General features: G+C 60.3%; 33 protein-coding genes and 6 tRNA genes. 23 read left to right on the top strand and 16 right to left on the bottom strand.

Going from position 1 to position 26,464, the window contains the following annotated elements; all coding sequences use genetic code 11:
- Positions 1–6 precede the first annotated feature (6 nt).
- From MC381_RS05715 to MC381_RS05695, 5 genes are all read left to right on the top strand, one after another.
- A tRNA-Gly gene (locus MC381_RS05715) sits at positions 7–81 on the top strand.
- A 129-nt stretch (positions 82–210) separates the two neighbouring features.
- Positions 211–286, top strand: a tRNA-Glu gene (locus MC381_RS05710).
- 49 nt (positions 287–335) lie between these two features.
- Positions 336–410, top strand: a tRNA-Gly gene (locus MC381_RS05705).
- 113 nt (positions 411–523) lie between these two features.
- A tRNA-Glu gene (locus tag MC381_RS05700) sits at positions 524–599 on the top strand.
- A gap of 48 nt (positions 600–647) precedes the next feature.
- Positions 648–722: transfer RNA gene (locus MC381_RS05695), tRNA-Gly, on the top strand.
- Positions 723–1,424: 702 nt separating this feature from the next.
- Here MC381_RS05695 and MC381_RS05690 read toward each other — a convergent pair.
- Together MC381_RS05690 and MC381_RS05685 are read right to left on the bottom strand one after the other, a co-directional pair.
- Positions 1,425–2,627, bottom strand: a complete 1,203-nt coding sequence (locus MC381_RS05690) for an MFS transporter (RefSeq protein WP_251976769.1) — start codon at positions 2,625–2,627, stop codon at positions 1,425–1,427.
- Between the two features lie 356 nt (positions 2,628–2,983).
- Entirely contained in the window at positions 2,984–3,889 is a 906-nt protein-coding gene (locus MC381_RS05685) for an AraC family transcriptional regulator (RefSeq protein WP_251976768.1), read from the bottom strand.
- 279 nt (positions 3,890–4,168) lie between these two features.
- Here MC381_RS05685 and MC381_RS05680 point away from each other — a divergent pair, with 279 nt between their 5' ends.
- From MC381_RS05680 to MC381_RS05650, 7 genes are all read left to right on the top strand, one after another.
- Entirely contained in the window at positions 4,169–5,254 is a 1,086-nt protein-coding gene (locus MC381_RS05680) for a Gfo/Idh/MocA family protein (RefSeq protein WP_251976767.1), read from the top strand.
- A 533-nt stretch (positions 5,255–5,787) separates the two neighbouring features.
- The gene (locus tag MC381_RS05675) at positions 5,788–6,765 is read left to right on the top strand and encodes an ABC transporter ATP-binding protein (RefSeq protein WP_251976766.1); all 978 of its coding nucleotides are present in this window, start codon (positions 5,788–5,790) and stop codon (positions 6,763–6,765) included.
- The gene (locus MC381_RS05670; RefSeq protein WP_251976765.1) at positions 6,762–7,535 is read left to right on the top strand and encodes an ABC transporter permease; all 774 of its coding nucleotides are present in this window, start codon (positions 6,762–6,764) and stop codon (positions 7,533–7,535) included. Before MC381_RS05675 ends, MC381_RS05670 begins: the two co-directional genes overlap by 4 nt.
- Positions 7,532–8,371 (top strand): NADPH-dependent 7-cyano-7-deazaguanine reductase QueF, encoded by an 840-nt coding sequence (gene queF, locus MC381_RS05665; RefSeq protein WP_251976764.1) that lies wholly within the window; start codon positions 7,532–7,534, stop codon positions 8,369–8,371. Before MC381_RS05670 ends, queF begins: the two co-directional genes overlap by 4 nt.
- Before the next feature lie 81 nt (positions 8,372–8,452).
- Positions 8,453–9,013 carry a nitroreductase family protein gene (locus MC381_RS05660; protein ID WP_251976763.1) on the top strand — a complete coding sequence of 187 codons (561 nt, stop codon included), beginning with the start codon at positions 8,453–8,455 and terminating at the stop codon, positions 9,011–9,013.
- A gap of 115 nt (positions 9,014–9,128) precedes the next feature.
- Positions 9,129–9,216, top strand: a tRNA-Ser gene (locus tag MC381_RS05655).
- A gap of 337 nt (positions 9,217–9,553) precedes the next feature.
- Positions 9,554–11,230, top strand: coding sequence for a methyl-accepting chemotaxis protein (locus MC381_RS05650; protein WP_251976762.1), 1,677 nt, complete (start codon positions 9,554–9,556; stop codon positions 11,228–11,230).
- Positions 11,231–11,407: 177 nt separating this feature from the next.
- Here the strand turns inward: MC381_RS05650 and MC381_RS05645 are convergent, their stop codons facing one another.
- Positions 11,408–11,767, bottom strand: a complete 360-nt coding sequence (locus MC381_RS05645) for a hypothetical protein (RefSeq protein ID WP_251976761.1) — start codon at positions 11,765–11,767, stop codon at positions 11,408–11,410.
- Between the two features lie 1,262 nt (positions 11,768–13,029).
- Between MC381_RS05645 and MC381_RS05640 the strand changes: the two genes are divergently transcribed.
- Positions 13,030–13,302: a hypothetical protein gene (locus MC381_RS05640; protein WP_251976760.1), complete on the top strand. Its 273-nt coding sequence runs from the start codon at positions 13,030–13,032 to the stop codon at positions 13,300–13,302.
- Between the two features lie 468 nt (positions 13,303–13,770).
- Here MC381_RS05640 and MC381_RS18390 read toward each other — a convergent pair whose 3' ends face one another.
- The 4 genes from MC381_RS18390 to MC381_RS05625 are packed head-to-tail and all read right to left on the bottom strand — an operon-like array spanning position 13,771 to position 15,193.
- A complete protein-coding gene (locus MC381_RS18390; protein ID WP_374708156.1) occupies positions 13,771–13,998 on the bottom strand; it encodes a helix-turn-helix transcriptional regulator in 228 nt (75 codons plus the stop codon).
- A gap of 1 nt (position 13,999) precedes the next feature.
- On the bottom strand, positions 14,000–14,329 hold the full coding sequence (locus MC381_RS05635; RefSeq protein ID WP_251976759.1) for a hypothetical protein: 330 nt from the start codon (positions 14,327–14,329) through the stop codon (positions 14,000–14,002).
- Entirely contained in the window at positions 14,329–14,580 is a 252-nt protein-coding gene (locus tag MC381_RS05630; protein WP_251976758.1) for a hypothetical protein, read from the bottom strand. The genes MC381_RS05635 and MC381_RS05630 overlap by 1 nt, the downstream gene beginning before the upstream one ends.
- Positions 14,552–15,193 (bottom strand): HNH endonuclease signature motif containing protein, encoded by a 642-nt coding sequence (locus MC381_RS05625; protein WP_251976757.1) that lies wholly within the window; start codon positions 15,191–15,193, stop codon positions 14,552–14,554. The genes MC381_RS05630 and MC381_RS05625 overlap by 29 nt, the downstream gene beginning before the upstream one ends.
- Before the next feature lie 189 nt (positions 15,194–15,382).
- Here MC381_RS05625 and MC381_RS05620 point away from each other — a divergent pair, with 189 nt between their 5' ends.
- Positions 15,383–15,766 carry a hypothetical protein gene (locus tag MC381_RS05620; protein ID WP_251976756.1) on the top strand — a complete coding sequence of 128 codons (384 nt, stop codon included), beginning with the start codon at positions 15,383–15,385 and terminating at the stop codon, positions 15,764–15,766.
- Position 15,767: 1 nt separating this feature from the next.
- Here the strand turns inward: MC381_RS05620 and rdgC are convergent, their stop codons facing one another.
- The 3 genes from rdgC to MC381_RS05605 all read right to left on the bottom strand — a co-directional run bounded on the left by rdgC (position 15,768) and on the right by MC381_RS05605 (position 17,500).
- A complete protein-coding gene (rdgC, locus tag MC381_RS05615; protein ID WP_251976755.1) occupies positions 15,768–16,718 on the bottom strand; it encodes a recombination-associated protein RdgC in 951 nt (316 codons plus the stop codon).
- Positions 16,719–16,728: 10 nt separating this feature from the next.
- Positions 16,729–17,007, bottom strand: coding sequence for a hypothetical protein (locus MC381_RS05610; RefSeq protein ID WP_251976754.1), 279 nt, complete (start codon positions 17,005–17,007; stop codon positions 16,729–16,731).
- Between the two features lie 271 nt (positions 17,008–17,278).
- Positions 17,279–17,500 carry a hypothetical protein gene (locus MC381_RS05605; protein WP_251976753.1) on the bottom strand — a complete coding sequence of 74 codons (222 nt, stop codon included), beginning with the start codon at positions 17,498–17,500 and terminating at the stop codon, positions 17,279–17,281.
- 368 nt (positions 17,501–17,868) lie between these two features.
- Here MC381_RS05605 and MC381_RS05600 point away from each other — a divergent pair, with 368 nt between their 5' ends.
- Entirely contained in the window at positions 17,869–18,258 is a 390-nt protein-coding gene (locus MC381_RS05600; protein ID WP_251976752.1) for a hypothetical protein, read from the top strand.
- 232 nt (positions 18,259–18,490) lie between these two features.
- Here MC381_RS05600 and MC381_RS05595 read toward each other — a convergent pair whose 3' ends face one another.
- The 5 genes from MC381_RS05595 to MC381_RS05575 form a co-directional block, all read right to left on the bottom strand.
- Entirely contained in the window at positions 18,491–18,775 is a 285-nt protein-coding gene (locus MC381_RS05595) for a hypothetical protein (protein WP_251976751.1), read from the bottom strand.
- On the bottom strand, positions 18,763–19,065 hold the full coding sequence (locus MC381_RS05590; RefSeq protein WP_251976750.1) for a hypothetical protein: 303 nt from the start codon (positions 19,063–19,065) through the stop codon (positions 18,763–18,765). The genes MC381_RS05595 and MC381_RS05590 overlap by 13 nt, the downstream gene beginning before the upstream one ends.
- The gene (locus tag MC381_RS05585) at positions 19,062–19,475 is read right to left on the bottom strand and encodes a response regulator transcription factor (protein WP_251976749.1); all 414 of its coding nucleotides are present in this window, start codon (positions 19,473–19,475) and stop codon (positions 19,062–19,064) included. Before MC381_RS05585 ends, MC381_RS05590 begins: the two co-directional genes overlap by 4 nt.
- Before the next feature lie 143 nt (positions 19,476–19,618).
- Complete coding sequence (locus MC381_RS05580; RefSeq protein WP_251976748.1) at positions 19,619–21,163, bottom strand: SNIPE associated domain-containing protein; 1,545 nt, start codon at positions 21,161–21,163, stop codon at positions 19,619–19,621.
- A gap of 171 nt (positions 21,164–21,334) precedes the next feature.
- Positions 21,335–22,102: a S24 family peptidase gene (locus MC381_RS05575; RefSeq protein WP_251976747.1), complete on the bottom strand. Its 768-nt coding sequence runs from the start codon at positions 22,100–22,102 to the stop codon at positions 21,335–21,337.
- Between the two features lie 105 nt (positions 22,103–22,207).
- Between MC381_RS05575 and MC381_RS05570 the strand changes: the two genes are divergently transcribed.
- Together MC381_RS05570 and MC381_RS05565 are read left to right on the top strand one after the other, a co-directional pair.
- Positions 22,208–22,492, top strand: a complete 285-nt coding sequence (locus MC381_RS05570) for a helix-turn-helix domain-containing protein (RefSeq protein WP_251976746.1) — start codon at positions 22,208–22,210, stop codon at positions 22,490–22,492.
- A gap of 41 nt (positions 22,493–22,533) precedes the next feature.
- A complete protein-coding gene (locus MC381_RS05565; protein ID WP_251976745.1) occupies positions 22,534–22,827 on the top strand; it encodes a hypothetical protein in 294 nt (97 codons plus the stop codon).
- Here the strand turns inward: MC381_RS05565 and MC381_RS05560 are convergent.
- Positions 22,824–23,054, bottom strand: a complete 231-nt coding sequence (locus MC381_RS05560) for a hypothetical protein (RefSeq protein WP_189445714.1) — start codon at positions 23,052–23,054, stop codon at positions 22,824–22,826. The two genes, MC381_RS05565 and MC381_RS05560, sit on opposite strands and share 4 nt — an antisense overlap.
- A 119-nt stretch (positions 23,055–23,173) precedes the next feature.
- Between MC381_RS05560 and MC381_RS05555 the strand changes: the two genes are divergently transcribed.
- The 6 genes from MC381_RS05555 to MC381_RS05530 all read left to right on the top strand — a co-directional run bounded on the left by MC381_RS05555 (position 23,174) and on the right by MC381_RS05530 (position 26,450).
- Entirely contained in the window at positions 23,174–23,509 is a 336-nt protein-coding gene (locus MC381_RS05555) for a hypothetical protein (RefSeq protein WP_251976744.1), read from the top strand.
- Positions 23,510–23,589: 80 nt separating this feature from the next.
- On the top strand, positions 23,590–24,423 hold the full coding sequence (locus tag MC381_RS05550; RefSeq protein WP_251976743.1) for a helix-turn-helix domain-containing protein: 834 nt from the start codon (positions 23,590–23,592) through the stop codon (positions 24,421–24,423).
- Entirely contained in the window at positions 24,344–25,084 is a 741-nt protein-coding gene (locus tag MC381_RS05545) for a hypothetical protein (protein ID WP_251976742.1), read from the top strand. The genes MC381_RS05550 and MC381_RS05545 overlap by 80 nt, the downstream gene beginning before the upstream one ends.
- A 1-nt stretch (position 25,085) precedes the next feature.
- Positions 25,086–25,862, top strand: coding sequence for a BRO-N domain-containing protein (locus tag MC381_RS05540; protein WP_251976741.1), 777 nt, complete (start codon positions 25,086–25,088; stop codon positions 25,860–25,862).
- Positions 25,863–25,867: 5 nt separating this feature from the next.
- Complete coding sequence (locus tag MC381_RS05535; RefSeq protein ID WP_251976740.1) at positions 25,868–26,014, top strand: hypothetical protein; 147 nt, start codon at positions 25,868–25,870, stop codon at positions 26,012–26,014.
- Positions 26,015–26,168: 154 nt separating this feature from the next.
- Positions 26,169–26,450, top strand: coding sequence for a hypothetical protein (locus MC381_RS05530; RefSeq protein WP_251976739.1), 282 nt, complete (start codon positions 26,169–26,171; stop codon positions 26,448–26,450).
- Positions 26,451–26,464: the final 14 nt, after the last annotated feature.

The raw sequence follows: 26,464 nt of genomic DNA, 5'->3' as shown, positions 1-26,464 counted from the left end.
AAAGGCGCGGGAATAGCTCAGTGGTAGAGCATCGCCTTGCCAAGGCGAGGGTCGGGAGTTCGAATCTCCTTTCCCGCTCCAGTTTTAGCAGTACCTGAAGCGTGTCGAGGGTCGTGAGCTGGTGCGCCAGCCCGGCAAAACGCCGGTCCGATCGATCTCCTTTACCGCTTTAGTTTGAAGTACCGGAACGGCTTTGCCGATCCAGCCTGCGTCCCATTCGTCTAGTGGTCCAGGACACCGCCCTTTCACGGCGGTAACAGGGGTTCGAACCCCCTATGGGACGCCACTTCGATGATCGTAGATCATCTCGTCGAAGCTAGACTTCGACACGACAAGCGGGAATAGCTCAGTGGTAGAGCATCGCCTTGCCAAGGCGAGGGTCGGGAGTTCGAATCTCCTTTCCCGCTCCAGTTTTAGCAGTACCTGAAGCATGTCGAGGGTCGTGAGCCGGAACGCCGGTCCGATCGATCTCATTTCACGCTCCAGTTTGAAGTACCGGAACGGCTTTGCCGATCCAGCCTGCGTCCCATTCGTCTAGTGGTCCAGGACACCGCCCTTTCACGGCGGTAACAGGGGTTCGAACCCCCTATGGGACGCCACTTCGATGATCGTAGATCATCTCGTCGAAGCCAGTCTTCGACCGACAAGCGGGAATAGCTCAGTGGTAGAGCATCGCCTTGCCAAGGCGAGGGTCGGGAGTTCGAATCTCCTTTCCCGCTCCATTTCTAGTCGTATCCGAAGTGTAGTCTAGGGTCGTGAGCCGGAACGCCGGTCCGATCGATCTCCTTTCCCGCTCCATTTCTAGTCGTATCCGAAGTGTAGTCTAGGGTCGTGAGCCGGAACGCCGGTCCGATCGATCTCCATTCCCGCTCCATTTCTAGTCGTTTCCGAAGCGTAGTCTAGGGTTGTGAGCCGGAACGCCGGTTTGATCGATCTCCTCTCCCGCTCTCGTTTTTATAAAGCGTAAAAGAAGCTTGTAACGCTGAGATGCTAGCGTGGAAGCGCCTTCTTTTGGCTCCAATCTCTATTTCCCTCGTATTATCTCGAATTTCCCCTCGTGTTATCTCGAAGGTTGTCTGTGCAGCCGACAATCTTTCGGTTTGATCCGGTGTGTCGAGAGTTCGCTAGTCGTTCCTTGAGCCCGGCTTCCTTTTCTGGCCTCTCGATACCTGCTGGATTCATGAGCCTTGGCGTGCATCGTCTGGGATGGCGCCGAGCGTGACTGTCCATCCGATGGTTCGGTAGGGATGTACGATGGCCAATGCCGATTTCAGTCTCTTCAGGCACTGTCGACGACCTTGCCGGTCGGGTATGAACCGCGTGAGCGTTAATGTCGCTGTGGCCGTCGTGCCATGGCCCTGGAAGCAGTTGGCGCCCGACCGAGGCCGCTGATCGGACGCCCTGTCGCGTTCAGGCCGCCTGGTTCAGGCAGCGCTTTCCTGACTGGTGGCCGCGCTTGATGCAACGCGCCGGTTGAGCCACAGAATCACCAAGGCAATGAGCGCCAGTGCGCCGCCGGCTACCGGGACGGCGCCATAACCCAGGCCGAGCCCAAGGGCGCTGCCGCCGGCACTGGCGCCGATCGCATTGCCCAGATTGAAGCCCGCGATATTGATGGCGGCGGCTAGGCTTGGGGCTTCGGCCGCCGCGCGCATCGCACGGACCTGTAGTGGTGGCACGATAATAAAGGCGGCGACCGCCCAGAGCGCCAGGATGACAAGGGCGCCGGCCGGCGTCAGCGCCATGAAGGGCACGCACAGCATTGTGATCGCCAGCGCCGCCAGGCCGATGGTCGTGCCGCCATCCAGCGACCAGTCCGCCAGTCGGCCGCCAAGCCAGTTGCCCGCCGTCAGCCCGAGCCCGATCACCACCAGCGCCAGCGTAATGAAATCGCCAGAGGCGTGGGTCAGGTGCTGCAGCAGGGGGGCGACATAGGTGTAGAGCGTGAAGAAGGCGGCGGCGAACAGGACGGTCAGCGACATCGCCACCAGCATGTCGAAGCGCAGTAGCGCGCGCAGCTCCCGACCGACCTCCGGACGATGGCCGCGTTCGTCGCGAGGCAGCGCCAGCGCCAATCCGACGAGTGCAAGGACGCCGAGGGCGGCCGTACCGGCGAAGGCTTCCCGCCAGCCGATCTGTTGGCCGATCCAGGCGGCGGCCGGCACGCCGCCGATATTGGCGATGCTCAACCCCAGGAACATGGTGGCGACAGCGCTGGCCTGTTTTTCCCTTGGCACTACCTGGGTTGCTACAACCGCGCCGAATCCGAAGAAGGCGCCTTGCGAAAGACTGGTGATCACGCGTGCCGCCAACAGCGTCGTATAGCCTGGCGCCATTGCCGAGAGCAGGTTGCCCAGAATGAAGACGCCCATCAGCAGCATGAGCGAGGTACGCCTCGCGAAGCGGCTCAGGAGCAGGGTGATGACCGGTGCGCCGATCATCACGCCGACGGCGTAGGCCGTGACCAGTGTCCCGGCGGTGGGGATCGAGACCCCGACGCCGTCGGCGATGGTCGGCAGCAGGCCCATGGGGGCGAACTCCGTGGTGCCGATACCGAAGGCGCCAAGGCCCAGTGCCAGCAATGGCCAGTTGATCCGGCCGGTGGCCGGTGAAGCGGTGTCATGCACGATCAGGATTCTCGGTTGATGCGATCGATGTTGGACGCCACCGGTACCGCGTGTTGCTGTCAACGCGATCCGTGTGCGGCGACCATCGTGGTACGGATGAAGGATGCGTTGTGTCGGCGATGCATCGTATACCGGCACAGGTCGAGGGTGCGTGTCGGGCGCCAAGCCTCGAGCATGGGTCGAGAGCGGGCAAGCTGGCACCGCAGGCGGCACCAAGACATCCCGCCGGTACGGCAACCGGCCATCATAGGGCTGCCCGGGTGGCGCTATTGTAGAAAGCGCGTCAGCGCGTGATAACCGTGCAGGCCCGATAGCATCTATGAGACCGCTGCATGAATAGAACGCCCCGTTGCCTGCTATCGAGAGCTGCCACCGATGGTCTCCGCATCCACGCCCATCTGTCGCAGTCGGCGGGCGTCAGTCGAGGGGGCGAGGCCGAATAGTCGGGCATACTCACGGCTGAACTGAGAGGCACTTTCGTAACCGACGGCGAAGGCCGTGCTGGCGACGTCGGTGCCGCTCAGTAGCTGCTGGCGGGCCTCCTGCAGGCGTAACCGCTTCTGATACTGCAGTGGGCTCATGCCGGTGATCGCCTTGAAGTGACGGTGAAACGACGCTGCACTCATGTCGGCGCGAGCAATCAGATCGGGCAGGGCAACATGGCGGTCGAAATGCTCGCGAAGGTGGGCGATGGCACGACGGATCTGCGCCAGACGGCTATCGCTGCTGGCAATCTGCCTGAGGGCGCCGGCCTGCGGCCCCTGCAGCAGCCTGTAGAGAATCTCGCGTTCGATCATCGGTGCCAGCGCGGGGATGTCGCCAGGGGCATCCAGCAGGGCGAGCAGGCGTCGCCACGGCTCGAGAAGGGCGTTATCGATCGTGTTGACCGCAAAGCCACCGCTGGTGCTGCCCGTCGCAGCAGGAAATGATGCCACCAGCTCGGCGAGCTTGGCGCGATCCAGGGTCAGCGTGAGCGCGATGTAGGGCCGCTCGGCGGTTGCCTCCACGATACGGCTCGAGACGGGCAGGGCGACGGAGCCGATGAAGTAGCTCCCCGCAGCGTAGTGAAGCCGATGCTCGCCGATCATGATCTCCTTGGCACCCTGAAGCACGAGACACATCATCGGCTCATAAAGGGTGGCAATTGGGCAACTCGAGGCGGCAGTCGCGAAGACGGAAACGTGGGGCAGCAGGCTGGTATTGCGCCCGATCTCGGCATGTGGCTGGATCTGACGGCATAGCGTGGCAAGAGAGATTGGCATGGCGGTGGCGTCTAACGATCGAGCGTTTAGATCCGCGTTGAGAGAATCGAGCAGATGATAGAGACGAACGGGTGAACAGGGTGAATAGATAACAGGCTAAATTGTTATAGGATCATGGCGGATACGCGAGCCAGCTGGCAAGCCTTGCTGATCGGCTCGCTCACCCGACCGCTGACGGCGGTCATTCGCGGGCTGAATGGGGTCGATCTCTGCCATGCACGATATAGCGTCTACTGCATCCCACTCAGTCCACCGCATCCGACTCAAGGAGCGCTTATCATGACGGATCTCATTCGCGTCGGCTTCATCGGCCTCAACCCGGATAGCCACTGGGCGGCGACGGCACATTTGCCGGCCCTGAACGCGCTTTCCGACACGTTTCGCATTGTCGGGGTTGCCAACAGTTCGCCCGAGAGCAGCCAACGGACAGCCGAGGCATTGAACCTGCCGCAGGCGTTCGACAATGCGCAGGCGCTGGTCGACTCGCCGGAAATCGATCTGGTCGTGGTCACGGTCAAGGTGCCGCATCACCTGGCGCTGGTCACCGCCGCGCTGGAGGCCGGCAAACATGTCTACTGTGAATGGCCCCTCGGCAACGGGCTGAATGAGGCGCGTCAGCTGGCGGCGCTGGCGCGTGAAAAAGGCGTGGTTGCTGCCGTTGGCACGCAGGCACGCATGGCCGTTGAGATCGCGCATCTCAAGCAATTGATCGCGGACGGTTATGTCGGTGAGGTGTTATCGACCACCTTGGTCGGTTCGGGGGGGAACTGGACCGGAGAGACGACCGACGATCTCTATTATCTCTTCGACAAGCGCAACGGTGCGACCATGCAGTCCATCCCGCTGGCTCATACGCTTGCCGCGATGCAGGACGTGCTCGGTGAGTTCGGTCCGCTGACGGCGCGCTTCGCCAGCCATTACGACAGCGTCAAGGTCACCGATACCGGCGAGACGCGTCCCAAGACGACGCCCGATCAGATCATGGCCAGCGGCACGCTGACGCGCGGGGCGGCGTTTTCGCTGCACTATCGTGGCGGTGTCTCTCGGGGAACCAACTTGCTGTGGGAGATCAATGGCACCGAGGGCGATATTCAGGTGACCGGCGATCTCGGTCATGCGCAGATCGTGCAGCTCACCGTGCGTGGTGCCCGGGGCGACGAGACCGAGCTGTCGTCGCTCATGCCGCCCGAATCAGCCTACGAAGGTTGGCCTGAGTTTGCAGCGGCGCGCAATATCGGTCATCTCTATGCCCGTCTTGCCGACGACATTCGAAACGGTACGCGAACCGCGCCGACGTTTGACGATGCCGTTCACCTTCACGAACTGATCGATACGCTCGAGCGGTCTGCCGAGCAGGGGAGCTGAAGCCCCCCAGCGGTTGACGTGGAGGTTCTAGGCGATCGCGGGCAAGCGGTGAAAGACAGCTATCGGCCGTGTCTTCGGTCGGTGGCGCGGACCTTTGCCTATGTGAGCATTGATGCTATCTGCGTCACGCGTGCATATTTGACGCTGCCTGAAAACATGCCAGCGCTGGCCTCAGCGTTGACGGTCTTCCGTTTACTCACCATAATTCGGCGGCGTTTTCCGAGCGACCGTGCGACTCGACGACTCTCGGGTCAACCTACTCTCATCCGTGCTGACGTATTCGGGTCACTCTGCACACGTCGCGTCCTCTCGAGATGCGCGTTTCATCTTCGGCTCGCGCCGCACATGGGGCGGGTACCTCTTCCTTGACGGCGATACGCCTCGAGTTTGCCACGACGGTTTCGCTATAACGGTTTCGCCGCGTCGCTCGCTCCGCCAGAGATTGAACCCCGTGGAACTGCCCCCATATTGGGCGGCACTTCTGATGCAACATGTTTCGTGCATACGATTCATCAATACGACAGGAATCCCTGATGGCAGAACCGGCACTGTCCATCCGCGGGCTCACCAAAGTCTACGGTAATGGTTTTGAAGCCCTGAAAGGCATCGATCTCGATGTCCAGCAGGGTGATTTTTTTGCGCTGCTCGGCCCTAACGGGGCGGGCAAGTCGACCACCCTCGGCATCGTCTGCTCGCTGGTCCAGAAGACCGCGGGGCAGGTGAAGATCTTCGGCACCGACATCGATCAGGATTTCGCCAAGGCGAAGTACAACCTGGGCGTGGTTCCGCAGGAGTTCAACTTCAGTCAGTTCGAGAAGGTCGAGGATATCGTTCTCACGCAGGCCGGCTACTACGGCATGCCGATGAAAGAGGCCAGACCGCGCTGCGACCAGCTACTCAAGGATCTCGGTCTGTGGGACAAGCGCAGCGGCCCAGCACGGATGCTCTCTGGCGGCATGAAGCGCCGCCTGATGATTGCACGAGCGCTGATCCACCGTCCGCGCCTGCTGATTCTCGACGAACCGACGGCCGGGGTGGATATCGAGCTGCGCCGCAGCATGTGGGAGTACATGCGCCGGATCAACGAGGAAGAGGGCACGTCGATCATCCTGACGACGCACTACCTTGAGGAGGCGGAGAGCCTCTGTCGCAACATCGCGATCATCAACCGCGGCGAGATCGTCAAGAACACTTCGATCCGTGAACTGCTGACCGAGCTGGATACCGAGACGTTCCTGCTCGATCTGGCCGAGCCCCTCGAGACGACGCCGGTGCTCGAAGGTTTCGAGCTCGAACGCGTGGATGCTGGGCAGCTGGCGCTCTCGGTGCGCAAGGGCACCAATCTGAACGATGCCTTCGACCAACTGACTCGACAGGGCGCGCGGGTGGTCTCCATGCGTAACCGCGCGAATCGGCTCGAGGAGCTGTTCGTGTCGATGACCTCCCAGCCCGACGTCGAGCAGAGCATCGATGGCGGCAACACGACACAGGGCAAGGAGACGGCGTCTTGAATAACCGCCAACTGCTGATTTCTCTCTGGACCATGGTGGTGAAGGAGGTGCGCCGCTTCGTGCGCATCTGGCCGCAGACGCTGGTACCGCCCTCCATCACGATGACGATGTACTTCATCATCTTCGGTAACCTGATCGGCTCGCGCGTGGGCGAGATGCACGGCATCTCCTACATGTCCTACATCGTGCCGGGGCTGATCATGATGTCCGTCATTACCAACAGCTACTCCAACGTGGCGTCCTCGTTCTTCTCCAATAAGTTCCAGCGCAGCGTCGAGGAGATGATGGTGTCGCCGATGCCCAACTGGGTAATTCTCGGCGGCTTCGTCATCGGCGGTGCCGCGCGCGGGCTGGGCGTGGGCCTGATCGTTACCATGGTATCGCTGTTCTTCACCCATCTCGACCTGCAGCATCCGCTGCTGACGCTCGGTGTGGTGATCATGACGGCGCTGCTCTTCTCCATCGGCGGTTTTATCAATGCGCTGCTGGCGAAGAAGTTCGATGACATCTCGATCATTCCGATCTTCGTGCTCACCCCGCTGACCTATCTCGGCGGTGTGTTCTACTCGATCGACCTGCTGCCGGACTTCTGGCAGAACGTGACCATGATCAATCCGATCCTCTACATGGTGAACGCCTTCCGTTTCGGGATCCTCGGTATCTCCGATATTCCCGTGACCGGTGCGCTGGTCGCCATCGCGACGTTTATCGTCATCTTCTGGTGCTTGGCACTGTGGATGCTCAACCGTGGCAAGGGGATCCGCTCGTGAATCCATCGCGGCCGGAGACGCTGACCGAGGCGCCGCTCGGTCGGGAGTCGGCCTATCCCGAGCGCTACGATGCGGGTCTGCTGTTTCCCATCGCGCGGGCGGCCAATCGTCAGCCGCTGGGGTTCGACGACGCGTCGCTGCCGTTCGTCGGCGGCGACGAGTGGTGGGCTTTCGAGCTCTCCTGGCTCGACCCGCGGGGCAAGCCGGTGGTCGCCGTGGCGCGCTTCCGGCTGCCGGCGGACTCGCCCAAGTTGATCGAGTCGAAGTCGTGGAAGCTCTATCTCAACAGCTTCAACCAGACGACCTTTGCCGACAGTGCCACGGTGATCGAGACACTGGAGCGGGATCTCGGCGCGGCGGCCGAGGCGCCGGTAACGGCCGAGCTGTTCGGGGTCGACGACAGCGCGCTGGCCCCGCAGCCGATGCCGGGAGAGAGCATCGACGCGCTCGAGGTTGATATCGATTGCTATACGCCGACGCCGGCGTTGCTTGCATGCGATGACGGCGAGATCGTTAGCGAGACGTTGCATTCGCACCTGCTCAAGTCCAACTGCCCGGTGACCGGCCAGCCTGACTGGGGTAGCGTCCTCATCCAGTACGAGGGGCCGCGCCTCGATCGCGCCGCGCTGCTGCGCTATCTCGTCTCCTACCGCCAGCATCAGGATTTTCACGAGCACTGTGTCGAGCATATCTTTGTCGACCTGATGGCACGCTGCTGCCCGGAGAAACTTCTGGTCATGGCGCGCTATGTGCGCAGGGGGGGGCTCGATATCAGCCCCTGGCGGGCCACGCCAGGCTACCAGCCGGCGTTGCCCGCGCGGCTGCTGCGCCAGTAGGGCGATTGTCGTATCGTGTGCGCTTTAGGCCATTGCCGTTGAGGCTGGCTATCGATGGGCCGAATCGAAGGGAGATCGACTATGGACGCACTGGAACTGCTGCATCAGCGCCGCTCGATGGGCAAGCTGGCCGGGCCCGTGCCCTCGGCGGAACAGCTCGAAGCGCTTTACCGCGCGGCACTGCGGGCGCCGGATCACAAGGAGATGACGCCGTATCGCTTCATCGAGATCAGCGGGGCTGGCCTCGAACGACTGGGCGAGCTGTTTGCCCAGTCCGACCGTCGTGCCAATCCACACATCGATGAAGGTAGTCTGGCGGCCGCCCGCAAGAAGCCGCTGCGCGCACCGATGATCATCGCCGTGATCGCCAGTATCACACCCGACCAGCCCAAGGTGCCGCCAGTCGAGCAGATCATCTCCGCCGGCTGTGCCGGCCATGCCATGCTCTACGCTGCCTTCGCCCAAGGCCTTGGCGCCATGTGGCGCACGGGTACTTACGCACACGACAAGGGCGTCTGGCGTGATCTGGGGCTTGGTCAGCACGAAGAGCTGATCGGTTACCTCTACCTTGGTCAGCCCGGAGGGCGTTATCCCTCGGCACCGGCGCGCGATCCAGCGGATTTCGTCGAGCGCTGGCGGTAATCGCGTAAAAAGCCATAAATAAAGAAAAAATGGCTTGCGATCACAGGCTTAGCTCGATAATATGTGCGCCGTTCTGAACGCAGCGGTACAGCCGAAACGGGCAGAATGACAATACGGAGGGGTGTCCGAGTGGTCGAAGGAGCACGCCTGGAAAGTGTGTAAGTCGAAAGGCTTCGAGGGTTCGAATCCCTCCCCCTCCGCCACGAATTCAGAATTAGCCGGCTCATGCAGCCGGCTTTTTCGTGGGCGGAAGAAAAACGGTGGCGTCCTCATGCGCGATGACGCCGATCGAGACCGAGGGAATCGGCAAGTTTATGACCCCTTGGTTCGGTAGCGCTGCGAGAGAACGACTGATTCTTGAGGTCGTTGTGCTTCGCTGGCATCGAGATCGAATGCCGGTGGCAGGCTTGGGCTTAACTGCTCGCTCCCAACCAAACGTCCTGCTTTTGTAAAGCCTTTGTACTATTTTTATTAACTAAACTTTAGTTTCATGTGATCCGGCCGATAGAGATAAGGCAATTTCCTACACCGGAGCACGCCATGCTCGCACGTTTGAAGATCGGTCCCCGCCTGGGGATCGCTTTCGGCCTTATTCTCCTGCTTCTGCTGGGGACCGTGGGGGCCGGCATTGTCGGACTGAAATCCATTCAGAAAACCGCTCGCGTGACGCTCGATCGAGACGTGGCGCTGGGCTTCAACGCGTCGGCCGTACAGAAACAGGCACTCGAGCTGCGACGTTACGAGAAAGATACCCTGATCAATATCGGCGACGCGGATCGTGTCCAGTCCTACCGGGAGCGGTGGGAGACGGCACATCACAATCTGGCGGCAACGCTGGAGGCGGGGCAGGCGTTATCCGAGATGGCCGCCATCGATGCGCTTTATCAGAAGGGGGCTGAGGCACTGGCTGGCTATGCCCGTGGCTACTCGATGATCGTCTCGCGTATCGAGAGTGGTCAACTAACCTCGACGGCAGGTGCCAACGAGGCGCTGGAAGCGTACAAGCAGTCGATCTATCTGCTCGAAGAGGCTGCCGCCGACATCAATAAAGCCGTTCAGGAAAGAATGGCCGCGTCTGAAGCTGCGATCGACTCGGAGTACACGATCGCGCTGTGGGAGCTTATTCTTTCGGCGGTCGTGGCCTTGATGCTGGCAGGCATTCTGGCCGTCGTGATCACCCGCAGCATTGTCCGCCCGCTACAGACTGCCGTGGAACTTGCCAGGCATGTGGCGGATGGCGATCTGACCTCGAAGGTCGAACCGCGGGGCAAGGACGAGCTGGCCCTGCTGTTGGGCTCGATGAACGAGATGCAGCAGAAGCTGAGCGCGCTGGTCGGCTCCCTGCGCAGCAGCAGCGGCAGCGTCTACCGGGACGCCAACGAGATGGCAGCGGGCAGCGAGGAGCTCTCTTCGCGCACGGAACAGCAGGCCTCCGCGCTACAGCAAACGGCGGCAAGCATGGAGGAGATTACATCGACCGTGCGGCAGAACGCCGAGTCGGCGGATGAGGCTCTCAAGCTCTCCGGTAACGCATCGGAGATGGCGGAGAGCGGTAACCGCGATATCCAGCTGACGATCGAGATGATGCAGGCGATCTCGGATAGCTCTAAGCAAATCGATGAGCTGGTGAGCGTGATCGACTCCATCGCGTTCCAGACCAATATTCTGGCGCTGAATGCCTCGGTCGAGGCGGCCCGCGCGGGCGAGAAAGGTCGGGGTTTTGCGGTGGTTGCCACTGAAGTGCGCTCGCTCGCCAGTCGCAGTGCGGAATCCGCCAAACAGGTCCGGGAGACCGTGTCGCGGACGACGGAGCACATTACCAATGGGGCCGCCCAGGCAAAGCGCAGCGGCGAGTCGATGGGCCACATTGTCGAATCCGTCTCGAGAGTGACCTCGTTGATGGGAGAAATCGCCACGGCGACGCGAGAACAGAGCAGCGCGATCGAACAGGTCAATGCGGCAGTCAGCGAGATGGATTCGGTGACCCAGCAGAACGCGGCACTGGTTCAGCAGACGAGTTCGTCTTCGGTATCGCTGGAAGGTCAGGCCAAGCAGCTGGCGGAGATGGTGTCACGGTTCCGAGTCAACGACAGCCAGGCGCCGTTCGCCGCAGAAACGCAGGTTCGGCCCAGCCCGGCATTGAAGCGCCCCGCGCCGTCCCCAGCGCAGCCCCAATCAATGGCAACGGCCGAGGAAGACGAATGGAGCGCCTTCTAAACGCCATGAGCTATCGGTGACGCAGCATCAACCGGGAGCCCTCAGAATCAGCGGACAGAGGGAATCCACGATCGACGCTGGACCATCTACGACACTTTGACTAGGTGATTCAGACTCTTGGTCGAGCTTGATATCCGATAATGGGGCGGGGACCATCCCCTGCGTACTTGCCCGGCCTCAGGGTCGGGCTTTTTCTCTCTTTTCGGTTTCCTGCTCCTTCGCTTTTGCGGGCAGTAGCGCGTGAAATCTGGCTTTTTTCTTCCATAACGGACTACCCGGTATCGCGATTGCTAACAGCGTACAGGCGAAGATCGGCGTCAAGATATCCAGTATCGAATCCATCGACCAGTGGTGAAACATCCCATAGAAATAGTCGACCTGATTGGCACCGCCGCCGGCCATTTCATGCTGGGCAATCTCTCGACCCAGAAAGACCGCCACAACGAGCGCTCCCGCGACCCATCGGCCAGTCACTGGCCACAATAGCGTCTGGATGAACATGCCGATCACGGCATGTTCCAGGTGTGTAATGTTCATGCAGTTCCCTTGTCGGCCTGCGATCTTTTCTGGCGAGCTTTCAATCAGCGCGAGCGTTGACAGGCTTGTGGATCGAGGTTCGCGCGTCAAGAACGGTTTGTCTCACCTTGCGATGATGTCTGACGATATCGCGTTCCGGCCATACTATTGCGAGGGTGGGTAGGGCGGGTTAAAGCTCGCATTCTGCGTTGTCGAGTCTGGAATGCCTGAATGCCTTGTCGGAGCCTGAATGACTGATAAAAGGCTAACAGTTAGCATTGACATATCTTGACGCTGTTAACCTGATTTGTAGGTGATGTCTTACAGAAACTTGAGAGCTTCGACTCTAGTGAGGCGCCGGAAGTCGCGGTAAGCTTTGCGCTCGTTGTAGATCCTTGGTTCCCCGGCCTCGTCCGGGGATTTTTTTAGGCTGTCTCTCATGATTGAGTGCGTGAGCTGGCGTGCCCGATTTGAGACGCTGCGCTGTTCCATCGCAGCGATAAATCACGCTAATCAGTGGTTCTCCTCGCGCATTCCCCGCCTCATGGCGGTTTGTGACAATTTTGGTGGCGATAGTTAGCATTTTTGTTTTTCATTGTTGATGGTAATGATGATTTGTAGCTTTTCCTCGTTTTATTAGACATCAATAATGAAAGAAGTTAGATTCTCGCTCAAAGGAAGACCTAGGAATCTGTGAAGGAACACAGGGCCAAGGAGCGCGTCGTCGCAGTCCAGCAGCAGGATTGGCCTCGCTGATTGAAAGCCCGAGTGTCGTCGCGACACTCGGGCTTTCTCTTTGCTGGCCAGTAAGCCCCTGAATGAGAGCCGGCGAGAATGAATTGAGGGGAAGTTGTGCCTGAGGCCTCATGTTGTCAGTACGAGGGGCAGCGTATTAGTGATCGCCTTTTGACACCTCCTACCCACGTATCACTTCCTGCCCACTTATTGCAGCGCTAGACCGCCTGGTTCGGGTCGCTAGCACCGCCATGTCTTACCTCGCTGGCGCATTGTTCAATCATTGGCTATCCGCAGCCTTCGGTGCAGTAGGGGACCAGGCCGTAGGAGGCGCCATAGGCGGCCGTGAAGCCTGAGAGGCGGGGTATGGTCTTCTTGCTGCCATCGAGGGTTTCTGTCGCCCGGATGGCTAAGTCAAATTAATAAAATTTGTTATGTAAACAAGATGTTTACTACCTTTACAGGGTAGGTGGTCTGGGCGTGGTAGCGCCTAGGTGACCGCTAGCGCCATGCATGGCGCTATTCACGGACCGACGGAGGGAGCGACAATGACTCAGGTACAGACCATCGAGCATACGGCATCCGTGTATGATCAAGTCGGTAAAGTACGCGTTGTCAGTGATGCCGCAAGGAAGCCGGTAGAACAAACGGGTAGGCTTGCCGAGCCGATCGAGGGGAGACCCGACATTGGCTGTCTGTCTCACTTTCACCACGAGATCTCCGGTTCAGAGGTAATGCTGAACGCCCGGCGCCGGGTCGATTTCTATTCCCGTTGGCACGGGATGAAAGAGCCGTTACTGCAGATCTGGAAAGCCTCGTAGTCTCCTCGAGATCTCGCGATCACTGGCCCTGATTGGCGTTCGCCGGTCGGGGCTTTTTTGTCTGAAGCGGCAGGCCATTCTTTTGACCCGTGACGCTCAACCGCAGCGTACCGATGTGGGTCTCACGGCGTGACCGGGTATGGAGTTGTCGGCGCAGATCCACTTCGCACCCGTCTTGGGCCCGAGGCTAGGGCGCCGTGATGCCCGATGAACAGGTATCGTGTGAAGAGGCAATTGGCTTCGCCAAAGAGACCATGCGAAAGGCCGGGAGGAAACAGGGGCTGGGGAATAGGAAGAGAAGCCTGGAGCGGGTGAAGGGAACCCAAGTAGGCCGATATATGGGCTTTTGGTTGCTTCTTTGCTCATAGCCATACAAGTCACCATACACGTAGGAAGTCGCTGTAAGTTCCTGCAGGGATGGCGATCACTCTACCTTAGCATGGCGCGGTAGTAGGGGTAGCCCGAAGGCTACCCTGACCGGGCCCGGTTGATGCGCCGCAGCATCCAAGCCTCCAGCTCATGCTCAACCCAGTAGTTGAGTGCCTGACGACTCTCGCCGTCTTTGAAGGGTCTGGGGAATTCGGGGTCCTCCGTCATAAGCTCATAGAGTCTTGACCGCGAGACTGCGATTTTATCGCACACGTCTCGAGCCTTAAGGAAGCGGAGTGGTGCTTTCTCGGTAGATTGTTCCTGCATGTCATCGTCCTCTCAATTGGTGCTTGAGCGCGGCGTGCTCGTCGCGCTCCTTTTGAGCCAGTCGCTCGCGGTGCTCGGCGAGCGCCTCTCGGACCCCAGGTGTTTGCAGTAGCTGTCGGCATTGCTGAACCGCGCGATCGCGTTGGCGGCGCATCATCGGCAGCAGGTCGTCGGTGGATAGCGGCTCCCCGTCGCTGCCGACAAGGCCGGTACCGTCGCAGTTGGCGCAGGGGCCGCTGGAGAACATGCCGGCCCACTCGCCGCTGCCGTTGCATTTCGGGCAGGCCTCGGTCGTCGGCTCTTGCCAATGGAGCGCCTTGGACTTGGCCATCAGCCGCGGCCTGGCGGCAGTGGCTCCCGACCTTCCGCCGGCGGGAGAAACCCGGTTCCCCGATCCTGGCCGGTGGCCTTCAGATACTCGACCTCAACCCGGGCGCTATCGGTGATGTTCTGAGCCACGGCGCCGATGGCCTTGGCGCGCTTGAGTTCGGCTTCGAGCGCTTCGCCACTCAATTCCTCGTCTCCCAGGCGCTCGAGTTCGGCGAAAAGGTGGTTACGGAGATCTTCGATTCGATTCTTCATGGTCTCGGGTCCGTTTGTTGATCTTGCGCGTGAGCACGCCGCGTAGCTGGATGATTGGGGCATACTCAGGAGGCAGGTTCGTGTGGTAGCTGTTGCGGCGCATCAGCTCTTCTCGGGTGATCAGCTCGAGGTTTGATGGATCGATGTTGCTCTCGTCGCCATCGATAAAGGCGACGGCATGGCCCGGCGGTATCGGCTTCCCGCTTACCTCTTCCCACGCCAGGTGGTGGAGATAGCGCCAGTCCTGCCTGGCATCGCCGGTGTCGGAAACCTTGCGCTGTAGATAGCCATCCGTGACGCGCTCGGTTCCGACTGGCACCCAGTTGTGGGGCCGCTGGCCTTTCCTGAACTGCGTTTCCCTGGAGCGCCCGGTCGAAGGATGCCGCTTTCCCTTGTTCCAGCTGGTCTGGCCGGCCCGGAACTGCCCGGGCTTGTTCTTCTCCATGTAGCTGGCGCTCTTCTTCAGCTCTTGGTTGACCGCCTCGTTCTTGATGCTCGAAAGCGAGCGCCGAAAGATCTTCGCCAGCGTCGCGTTGTCGGTATCCGGGTAGTGCTTTGCGAGCGCTATCTTGTCTTCCGGGCTCCATGGCTGGCGCTTGCTGCGTACCTGCATGGCATCCTCCTTAGTTCTGCCCCTCCCGCTGGCGCCGTTCATTCTCGGCGCGTTTGGCCTGATGGGCGGTCCGCCGAGGTGGCTTTACGTGATCGACCGTCGACTGGAGGGCGCACGGGCGGTAGCGTCATTGACACGTTCCTCGGTAGGCTGAAATCGCTGCTCGATGGCGATAACTAGGAGAAGGGAATGGGTTTAAGAAAAATGTCTCTGGTGGCTTGTCTGTGTGCGGTGCCTGGAGTCGCACAAAGCGCGGAATTTAGTCAGGCAGAACTGTGCAGAGCGATGGTTTCAGCGACTATGGGGCGAGATCTGTCGATTATTCATGTCGATCGACAGTCGGGTGGCATCACTCATCTGTCTTACAACCGTCCAAGCGACAACAGTCACTGGGCTATGCGGTGCAAGCTCGATGGCAATCGGATTATCTGGGCCACCGATACAGGCCGCTGGAGGACCCACGAGCTAGACGAAGTCATTATCTACAAGACCTCGGGAAACACCCTTACCATCACTCAAGATTGGGACGACGGATCAGCTATCATCGACGAGTTCAAGAAGGAGCAGTTTTAGTCTAAGCCTCCCCGCCGCCTTCGCTTTCGGGCAAGGCGGGCAACTCGAAGTCGACCAGCGTGCAGAGCTCGTTGACGATCTCGACCAGGAGAGAGACGCCCACTATCGCGTTAACTCGCCAAGCGTGAGCCGCGTCGTCTTCGGCAGCCTCGTCATCGGGCTCGATGAGGATGTCCAAGCTGATCGACTTGAGCTTGAAATCCTTGGTCAGGCGGAAGTACACCGAGCGATATACCAGCCCCAGGTGCTCCACCTCGAAACCGCGGCGTAGCTGATCCAGCACTTCTCTGTTACTGCCGACGTCGACCGATTGGTAGGTGACTCGCTCTGTTCCCTCGCCCCCGGTCGGGTGGGCCATCTTCACGTTGTCGTCGATGCCGAGCTGTCCAAATGGCCGGTAGTCGAACGAGCCGTTCTCAATGTGGTCCTGCAGCTTGGCGGTCAGTCCTTTGGTCAGGCTGTTGATGTGGATGGTCTGCGTCTTGACCGTGTCACAGGCCAGCACCAGGGCGCGCATCACGCGATCGGCGTCCTTGTTCGAGCTGGTGTCGACGAAGAGCAATTCGCTCTCGGGGTGGTAGTAGGCGTTGACCGTGTGATGGTCGACGAGGGCGTTTTTGCAAAGCTCGCCCATAACCATCTCGCGAATGCCGGCCTTTTCTTCCGGCTCCGGAAAACGCCCGCTGCGTTTCTCGAATGCGTCGATCTCTTCATCGATCCGGGCTTGCCGAATCTTGGCCGGAATCACCTTCTCGTCGACGCGGAGTGTCACCGAGTAGCCGTTCTCGAATGCCGTCACCAGCTCACCGGTGCGAGGGTTTGGCACGAAACTGAGGCGAACGATCTCGGTGTCAGTCAGAGGGCGGTAGGGGAGCCGCTCTTCGAGGCTTTCCGCGAGAGTTACGGAGTCGGGCAGCGCGGCCCGGTAGATGGCTGAATTCTTCAGGTGCATGGTGTTCTCCTCAGGCAAACAGCCGCCGGTCTTCGTCTACCGGGTAAGCTGGATTGTGGTAGCACCAGAGCGAGCCGCGCCGATGCGGGAAGTGGTAGCCGTCGCACCGACAGGTTTCGCGCCGCCAGGGCTTGGCGTCGGCCCACTTATCGATGCGCAGTGTTTTGATCCGGTGGCAGTTGCGGCAGCGAGGGCCGCGCATGTATTCGTCGGGATGGCGCGGCTTCGTCTGGCGCGCGCCGCAGACACGGCACCGGCAATGCCGCCGGACAGGCAGATAGATCGGCATGAAGTGCTCCGTGACTGGGCAGCACAAAGGCCAGCGCCCGATCGGCAGGCGCTCGCCGTTGTGCTGTTGGTTTGGGGAAAAAAGAGCCCGGCGCGGGGCCGGGCGAAGGTACGCAGGGAACTGATTGATGCCGCAGCATCGGGGAGGGCTCTCGCCGCTGTCGCTTCGGGACGGAGCAAGGCCGCGGGAAAACACTCTCCGATGACCAGCGAATAGCGTCGTGGCTAAGATGGCGCTATCTCATGAGAATGCGATTAGCGCCATAGGTTGGCTAGTGCTGGCGTGGCCTGCTTTGTGCGCTGAATGGACCAAACAACGCCAGCTCTATCGCGCGTTCTCTATCTAATCCCATATCCAGGTATTTCTTAACACGCGTCTTCAAAGTACCTACGGGTATACCGTGTTGACTGGATAGATGTTTTAAGCTTTTCTCGTTGATTTCACGCCGCTTTTTTATCAGCGGCCCGCTACGATCCTTGTCGGTCATCTTCATGAATTGCTCCGTTGGTTTCGGTAGCCCTATGGATTGTTCGCTTATGGGAGCTACCTGATTGGCGAACATGCCAAAAAAACCTTCAGCTTGTCAGATGACCCTGCGTTTCACTCAACTATAAGACTAGGTAAAAGGCGCCTGGTTCCTCACCGGACGAAAGTACGCAGGTCCAGATGATGCCAAAGCATCGGAGAGTGCTCTGCTTCCCGAGGGGGCTGCGCTGTGCAGATGCTACCGACTGCGCGGAGCCGACCTAGTGAGCTGCCTTGGGGAACATAGCCAAACTCCGAACGTTGAAGAAGCCACCAGCTCATTGGCGATTTTTTCGCGCATCTATAGTATGCGGCTACGAAACTAGGAGAACTCCGATGAAAGGCACTTGGAAAAATCTGGCAATGGCTTCCTTTGTTCTAGCGGCATCGAGCTCATCGGTCTTTGCTGAGGCAATGGAATGCAATCGGGAGAATATGGATAGGCAGATAGAGGTAAGTGCTGACCTCATCATAACCTACATGGAGAATTCTCCGGATGAGTATGAAGTCCGTCGGGATATAGAGTCGCTTATGCAGGCCTACGAAAACGCGGATGGCTATGTGGATACGACCAACGAGTTCGGTAAGTTGATTGACGATCCAAACCGGCAGCCGTCGCAACTTGTATGTGATCAAGTTGAAGACGTCTATGAGATTTATCAGCAATATATAAAGTCAGAAAGCCAAATTCGGGATGTTGAAAGGCTTTTCGAGGGTGATAGTTAAAGACGCCATGCAGGCGATCGCGGAGATGTCTCCCTGACCGCAGACCTAATACATCGGGAAGGGCTCGGGTTCGCGTTTGATACTGCCGTCCCAAGCCCTTCCCGATGGCCAGCGGATTACGCACCGCTGGCACTGCGTGGGGTCCGAGTTGTTAAAGAGCTACTGCATCCCGAAGCGTCCGCGCCTGCAGGCGCTTTCGGATACAGGCCGCCAACGCTGGCGGCTGCGTCGTTCAGTTGCTGGCGTACTCGCCGGTGCCGATCTGCGAAAGCACCGGGGCGCACGCCGTGTCGGCAATGTCGTCGTAGTCCGGGTGGCCGTAGCGCTGCGCTGGCGCCACGCCGCGGGCGGCTTCGGCGTTCCAGGTGGCGACGCTTTCGCAGTATTGCTCCTGCTGCATCAGCTGCATTTCGTAGTCGCTGGGGCCGACCAGCCCGACGGATGCCGCCGTGAGTAGCCCGAGTGTGCCGATGGCGCTGACGACGCCGGCAAGGGGTCTGGCGATCAGTTCGCGCATGACTGGCTCTCCTTCTGGCGTTTGCGGGCGATGGCGATCAGGCGGATCTGGTCGGCAATCCAGGCACGGGCGTTGCTCTCGCGGCCGAAGCACTGATCGGTGATGACGACGAGTCGGTTGTTGCCCGGCAGGTAGAGCGCCGGCCGATAGCCGCTGCTCGGCGTGCCGTGCTCGCGTTCCCGCGCCATGTATTCGATCTCGGTGTCTACCCGCCCACCGGCACAGACGTGCTCGTCGTAGACGGCCGCAATCTGGTTGGCGCCGTAGCAGAAGGTGGTGGCGCTAATCATGCTGCGAGCCCCGCGATGTCGAACGACTCTTGGCGGCGCGACAGCTTGGTGATGCTGATTGTCTGGCGGCCACCGCTGGAGCGCTGGCGCTGCATGTGGACGTCAGGGGAGATGGCGCTGATGGTGATCGCCAGCAGCAGCGGGGCGATCCAGCCGCGACGCATCGCCTTGGCGACCGCATCGGTCGCGCGCTGGGCGTGAAGGGTGAAGTAGAGCGCTTCAACCGTGCTTTTGACGGTGGCTGGCGATACGCCGCGCAGCTTGGCGATCTCTTTCTGGGTCATGCCGGCGGCAATGCCTGCCATGACCTGTGCCTGTTTGGCGGTGGGTAGGCCTTGGGTACGCTTACCTATCCGGCAGCGGTAACCAAATGCCTCGATTGTCTGGTGGTCCTGCGTGACCTGGTTCATGGTTCATTACCCACGATGTCGTTGTCGTGGGAACAATAATTACCCACGGGTAATTGTACGGTCAATACCCTTGGGTAATTAATTTTCGGGTAGGCACAAAAAACCCGCCTCGAGGGCGGGTTGCCATAGCTTGGGTCGCAGTATTAGGAAACTGCTTGTAGTTCGCGTTCTGCCAGGGATTGTGATTCGCGATACTCCCAGGCTTCGGCGGACATCGTCCAGTGAACCTCGAGCGCTTCTTCTTCGATCGCTTCGCGTATCTCAGTCAAGGAAACATCGAAGAACTCCTTGCGAGGGTTGACCCGGTTTACCTGCCGAGCTGCGAACTGACGGTGCAGTTTATTCTCCAGAGCGGGGGCGTCTTCTGAGTAGATCATGGCGTGTACGTCGAAAGAGAAGGGGACGCTGGCATCTCCCAGCTCTTTGACGCGGTCGAGCGGCTCCAGCCGACGGGTCATGCCGATCTTGAGCACATTCTCTCCGAACGAGCCGATGTTGGAGATGATGTATACATGACCACGCTTAGTCTGTTGCGCCATGGATAGCGCTCGCTGCCCCCGTGATTCGGCTTCTTCCAACTGTTGTTCGAGTTCGCTTAGTCGTGCCTGGAACTGGGCCCGCTCTTCATCGTTGGCATCCTCAAGTTGCTTACGAGCCGCTTCCATGGCCTTGGCGAGCATACGCTCTTCCTTCTCGGCTTGCTTGAGCGTTTTTTCGATGTCGCGGCGGGCTTTTTCCTCTTCTCTCATCTGTTCGCGGATGGCGCGCTGCTCTTCCTGCTCCGCCTGCCTCAATTCCATGGCGGTAACCGCCCACTTGAGCTCTTCCAGGCGAGCCTGCAGGTAGAGGTCGGTGATGCGTGCGTTCTTGAACGGCATGCCGTTGTGGTTCACTACGGCGAATGCATCGAGAACGGCCTGGCGCAACTTGCCGTAGTTGTCATGCTTGACTTTAGAAAGGACGGAATCGACCTTGCCATTGAAGGCGTCAACAGCGAAATGTATGGCATATTCGCGGCGCACTGCTTCCTTGTAGTCGCAGTCGCCGGCACGACCATTCTTTGCCATGTCACGACTGTGCTTGCGCGCTTGCTTGAGTTTTTCGCCGGCATCCTTGTGAGAAAAGTCTTCGGCCAGGTCATCGAGCAGACTGGAGTTGGGGACGATGTAGTCATCGTGGTAGCCCTCAATGATATTACGCATGGCCTTGGCGGTTTGTTCATAGAGCTTGGCATTTTCTACCGCCTTGAGGGCGTTACCTGCGGTCTCTTCCGCTTGGCGTCGTGCATCTTCGACGATCTGGTGTGCCTGCCGGTCGGCCTGGACTATCGTCGCGTCGGCCTTGTCCCTAGCGGCTTTGCCCTGTGCACGCCCTTCGCTGAGGATACGCTGTTTTTCCTGCTCGGCTTCTTTGCGCAGCCGCTCTGCGGCTTGTTGGGCCTGTGACTCGATCTCGTCGGCGCGCTGTTGGGCTTGGAGAGCCGTTTCCTTTGCCTGCTTGACCAGTGCCTCTGACCGCTCTGTCGCGTCGTGAATACCCTCGTACTGCCATAGATGCTCGACGGATTGTCGAAATCTTTCTAGTTCCAACTCCTTGAGTTTGCATTTTCGCTTGTAGATTAGCGCTGTCGCCCAGCCTGACACGATCAAGCCGAGCACCACCAGTAGAACGATAGCGCCTTCGGACATAGAGCTCCCCTTGTGTTTCTTTGTGTTATTTCATGGTTATTTCGTCATAACACAACGCAAGGATAAGCGCGAACTGGGATCCTCAACGATAAACCCGCCTTTATGGGCGGGTTGAAGGGGTAAAGGTGGGGATGGTCACCACATTCGCATAGCGGCGGCCACTAGGCCGATTCAATGCAGCAACACGCTGTACCAGAACACCTTGCCGATTATGTTGACCTTCTCCGGCCAGTTCTCGTCGAGGTCTTCGTCTGGATGCTCAACCTTATCCGGGTTGGCGCTGCGGATCCGGAGCCCGCCGCCAGGCAGGCGGTAGAGAAATTTCACCCTTAGCAGGCCGTCATGGTCGATCGCGTACATCTTGCCGTCTTTGATTTGCTTGTCGGCGGTGTCCACCCCGACTGAAGCGCCATCCGGCAAAATAGGTTCCATGCTCTCGCCCTCAACGAAAGCGCAAGCCGCTGCCTCTTTCGTCACACCGGCGCTCCTGAGCGTGCTGCGCTTGAAACGCAAAGCCGCTCCATTGTTCTCGACCACCTTGGTTCGCCCACCGCCACCTGACAACGCGACCTCACGGAATAGCGGGATCTCCACCTCGTCTTCAGCAAGCGGCTGGGAGCGATCCCATGGATCCATATTCTCGGTGAAGGTTAGCTCGTTATCGCTGGCGGGCTTGCCATAGGACTCGGTGGTGGGCTCTTCCACGGCATGACTCTGCGGCTCTGAGCGGTCCAGCCAACCCTTGTCGAGCCCCAAAGAGTTTTCGATGTGGCGTGCGAAATCCTCGCCAATCCGTTTTCGGTGCGCGCCGGTCGACAGGCAGCGCGAGATGTAGCTCGACTGCCGATCAATAGCGTCTGCCAGCCTCGCTTTCTTACCGCCAAAGCGATCGTTCAACAGTGCCTGCAGGTTTCTGCGGCGAATCTCGTAGATGTCCATGCGGGAATATTCCGCGCCTGTTACTCACAGGTAAATTCCCTGTGGGTATTGATTTAAGCATTACCCGTGGGTAATCATTGGTGCCGATATCCACTGGAGCCACCGATGAAGACACGCATCGATAGCCTGTTGCGCTGGTTGAAGCAGGCCAGCGATCAGCAGATAACCGCCACGGGCACGACTCGCGCCTATCTCCGGTTGATTGGCTACGGCCACAAGACGGCATCAGTCGAGACTGCCGCTCTCGTTGAACGGGCCAGTGCAGGCGAGGCAACGCGAAAGCAGCTACGTCCTGACGACTGGCATCTGATGTGGCCGGAGTTGGTCAATCACTCCTCACCGGATGGCTCCCATTCTACGAAACAACCGAGTAGTGAAACTGCCCAGTGACGGGGGTGGTTTTCCATACAGGGGTTCAGGGGGAGCACGACATGAGCTTGATCAAACGTATTCGATTCGTCATTCGCGCCAGCCGCGCCGGCCGAGGCGAAGAGCTCGACCGGGTGTTTGCGGGCATGGAGCGCGGCGCCACGTTCACTGGTGCCAAAGCTCACTTGGTTCTGTCGCTGGCAGATAGCCGCCGATGGGTCGAGATGAATATGCGGATGAATCACCACCGCTATCTCACAGATGAGATGCTCGGCCAGGCTTGGGCGCGACGCTTGGAGAAGCACATCAAGGCCACGCGCACGCACGACCTGACCGAAATCCTGGAGGAGCGTTAATGGTCCTCGAAGGCGGCGATCTTGCGCAGCGTGGGCTGGAGGTCTTTCCAGATTGCGGCGCCGAAGTCGGAGTCGGCGATGTATTCCAGGTCCGCGATGGCGTTGTCTCGCATGTCCCCGGCGTAACTCTGGTCGACGCCCACCTCACGCTCGATAGCGGCGAGTCGCCCCAGTATCTCGGTCTGCATCACAAGCACGGATTTCAGCAGTTCATCAGTTGTGGCCATGTCGCCGGTCCTTCAGTCGGTTGTGTGAGAACTCCCACTGTAACCGCTGGCGGCATGGCCCTCTATTGCCCGGAGATTGGCCGCTCGCCGATCTCGGGAGCGTCTCGGGGGAGCACACCATGACGACCACATTGCCGGACTACAGCAGCTGGTCCACCGCCGATCTCAACGACGAGGCGACGCGGCAGGACAAGAACCGCCGAACGCTGGCGGGCGAAACGCTGATCGATGAGAGCACGCGCCGTGTCCGCATCGCCAAGGCTGGCGCACGTTATCACGCTGCCTGCGCGGTGCTGGTTGAGCGCGCCGAGCCGTTCGACTCCGAGGCGAAGCAGCGGGCAGCGAGGACGCTCGAGTATCACCGCCGAGAAACGAAACGGTTCCTGGCGATCCAGGTGGGCTGCGATTACCTCAACCGTCATGACGCGGACGTTATGGGGCAGGTGAGGGCATGAGCGAAGAACGTGCCTTCCGTGGCGTCTGGATCCCCGCGGACGTGTGGCTGAATCGCGATCTCTCGATGCAGGAGAAGGTCATGCTGGTGGAGATCGATAGCCTGCAGAGCCCGACTCGCGGCTGCTACAAGTCGAACAAGAAGCTGGCGGAGTTCTTCCAGCTTTCGCCCAACCGCGTCTCCGAGATCATCAGTTCTCTGGCCAAGAAGGGCTGGGTTCGTATCGAGCAGATCCGCAACGGCAAGCAGATTATCGAGCGCCGAATCTTCATGGCGACCCCATTCGATAAACCGAAGGGGGGTAGTCGAGATTCCGAAGAGGGGTATTCGGAAAACGGGGCGAACCCTATTCGAGATTCCGAAGAGGGGTATTCGGAAAACCGTGAAGAGAGGGGTTCAGGGGTGAGGGGTTCAGTTGAGGGTTACCCCTCTCTCTCCGGTGAGGGCGATGTGTTCGAGCGGGCCCAGAACCTCGACGACGATGGTCAGCCGTTACCGACAGGCGTTTTCCCGATGTTCGAGGACTGGACGCCTGACCGTGACATCGTGGTGACGCTGCTCGCTGGTGTCCGCATGTCCCGTTCCGATGCCGATCGACTGCTCGAGCAGTTCGGCGCCGAGGCGCTGGAGAAGTTCCGCACCAAGCATCTCGCGATGCCAGGCCGTGCCTACGAGCCCCGCGTTTGGCATCGCCACTTCGCTGACTTCCTGACCGCTTGGCGACGCAATCTCGCAGCCCAGCCATCCCACTCGAAACAGACCGGAGGTGCCAATGCAAATGGCCACCAACGTGATTCCGCTCGCCGTCTCTCGCCTGGAGAGGCCCGTCGCATCCATGAGCAGCAGCAGCGAGAGCGCGCGGCAGGCGGGGCCGGAAGGATCTACGACGCCGATCAGCGGGCCGGTCACGGCTGAGTCGGTCGACACGCTGTTCGTAGCCCTGGATCAGCTCTACGGACGGCACTGGCGGCACCGAGCGAAGGAGGCCGGGTGGGGTAGCGAGATCGAGGGGCAGTTCGTGCCGTTCGATGCCGACGGCAAGTGGTTGCAGGCGCTGCAACATCTGACCGAGGCGCACGTTCGTTCCGGGCTGCTGGCGCTGGACGAGCAGGCGGAGCGCGCGGTTGCCGAGGCCCGCACGGCGTGGCCGCCGGACTCTCCGATGATGTTCGCGAAGGCCTGTCGCGTTCGACCGGAAGCGCTGGGCTGGCCAACCCGTGAGGCGGCCTGGCGATCGGTGGAGCAAAACGCGTTCACCGGTACGCCGGTAGAGCACGAAACGGTGCTGGCGGCGATGACGTCAGTCGACAAGGACGCGCTTCGCGTCGCGACCTATGCCGAGCTGGAGCAACACCGTCGGCTGTTTCTCAAGAGCTACGAAGGTGTCGTGAACCGCGCTATTGCCGGCCAGCCGATCCAGACCCGGGCGGCGCTCGAAAGCCGCGAGAACGTGAGCCGGGCCGAGCGGGCAATGCGCGCCGGGGAAGAGAAGGCCGCCGCGCTGGCGGCGCAGCAGCATGGGCCGGGCGGTGTCGCCGGGCTGAGGGCAGCACTGAACAACGACGGGGGAGCCTGAGATGACCCAACTGATTCCATTCGAGTTCGACGCGGCAACGGTTCGCGTGATCCAGGGCGACGACGGTGAAGCGCTTTTCGTCGGGCACGACATCGCTACGGCTCTTGGCTATGCGAAGCCTGAGAACGCTATCGCTCGTCACTGCCGTCGCCAGACCACTACCCCGAAACAGGGTGGTGGCTATCACACCGTAATTCGGGAGTCCGATGTCTACCGACTGATTGTGCGCAGCAAGTTGCCCAGCGCCGAGCGATTCGAAGCGTGGGTGTTTGAAGAGGTGCTGCCGGCCATCCGTAAGCATGGCCGCTATGAAGCACCCGCCGTGCCGGTACGGCAGGACAAAACCACGGACATCGCCCGCGCCTCGGCTATCGCCAGCGCGCTCGATGGTGCTGCTCGGGCGTTCGGGTTCGACGACAACATGCGCCTGCTCTCGGTCAATCAGGCCGTTCAGAAACGCACCGGGGTGGATCTGCTCGCCGAGCTGGGCGCTACGCATCTCCTCAGCCCGATCAACGAGCGGTACATGACTGTGACCGAACTGGGCACGCCTTGCGGTATGAGTGGCCGGGCGGTCAATCTGCTGCTGCGTGACCTGGGCTATCAATGGCAGGACAAGGATGGCAGGGGCAAGACCATCTGGCGCTTGACTGATGCGGGGCGCGCGGCAGGCGGCCGGATGCTGGATACCGGCAAGAAGCACGGCGACGGCACACCGGTGCAGCAACTCAAATGGCCGGAAAGCGTGGCAGAAGTGTTGCGGGAGGAGGCGGCGTGAGCCAGGTGCCCCACAAAATCCAGTGCCCGACCTGCCGGGAGTTCAAGACGCTCGGCAAGATGAAGCGCGACGGAGAGGTGCTGCCGTCCTGCGTCGACTGCCAGCTCAGCCGCAACCGCCCGCACTACCGGGGCCGGAGGTACATGGCATGACGCGATCGCCACGCTACAACCGGCCGCGCCGGTATCACCCCGACCGCCGTCGGTGCCGCATTTGCGGGAAATCCCGTGACTCGTTGTCGTTCGAGCCCGGATCGAGTACCTGCGATCACTGCGCCCGTCAGTACAACATGGGGGAGCGCCGCTCATGAGTAGCAGCACACAGGCCCGCCGGGCGGCTCTGCTCGGCACCAATCCGCGGTTTCGTCTGTACCTGGACAACCGCAAGCGGCAGCGCCACCAGCTGACCGCCGAGCAGCTACCCGACGGCACGCATAGCGAAGAAGACGCCGCTGACGCGATACGTCTGGCCTGCGGCATCGCCAGCCGCCGGGAGCTGGACACGAACGACGACGCGCGCCGGATGCTCGACCGGATCGTCGCGGACTATCAGGCATGGGAACGCCGGCAGGCGAGGGGGAAAGTCTGATGGCGCTGAATACG

This window comes from Salinicola avicenniae (assembly GCF_023736115.1).
Taxonomy (GTDB): domain Bacteria; phylum Pseudomonadota; class Gammaproteobacteria; order Pseudomonadales; family Halomonadaceae; genus Salinicola; species Salinicola avicenniae.
Note: the sequence above shows the minus strand (reverse complement) of the source record. Positions and strands in the feature narration are given on the sequence as shown.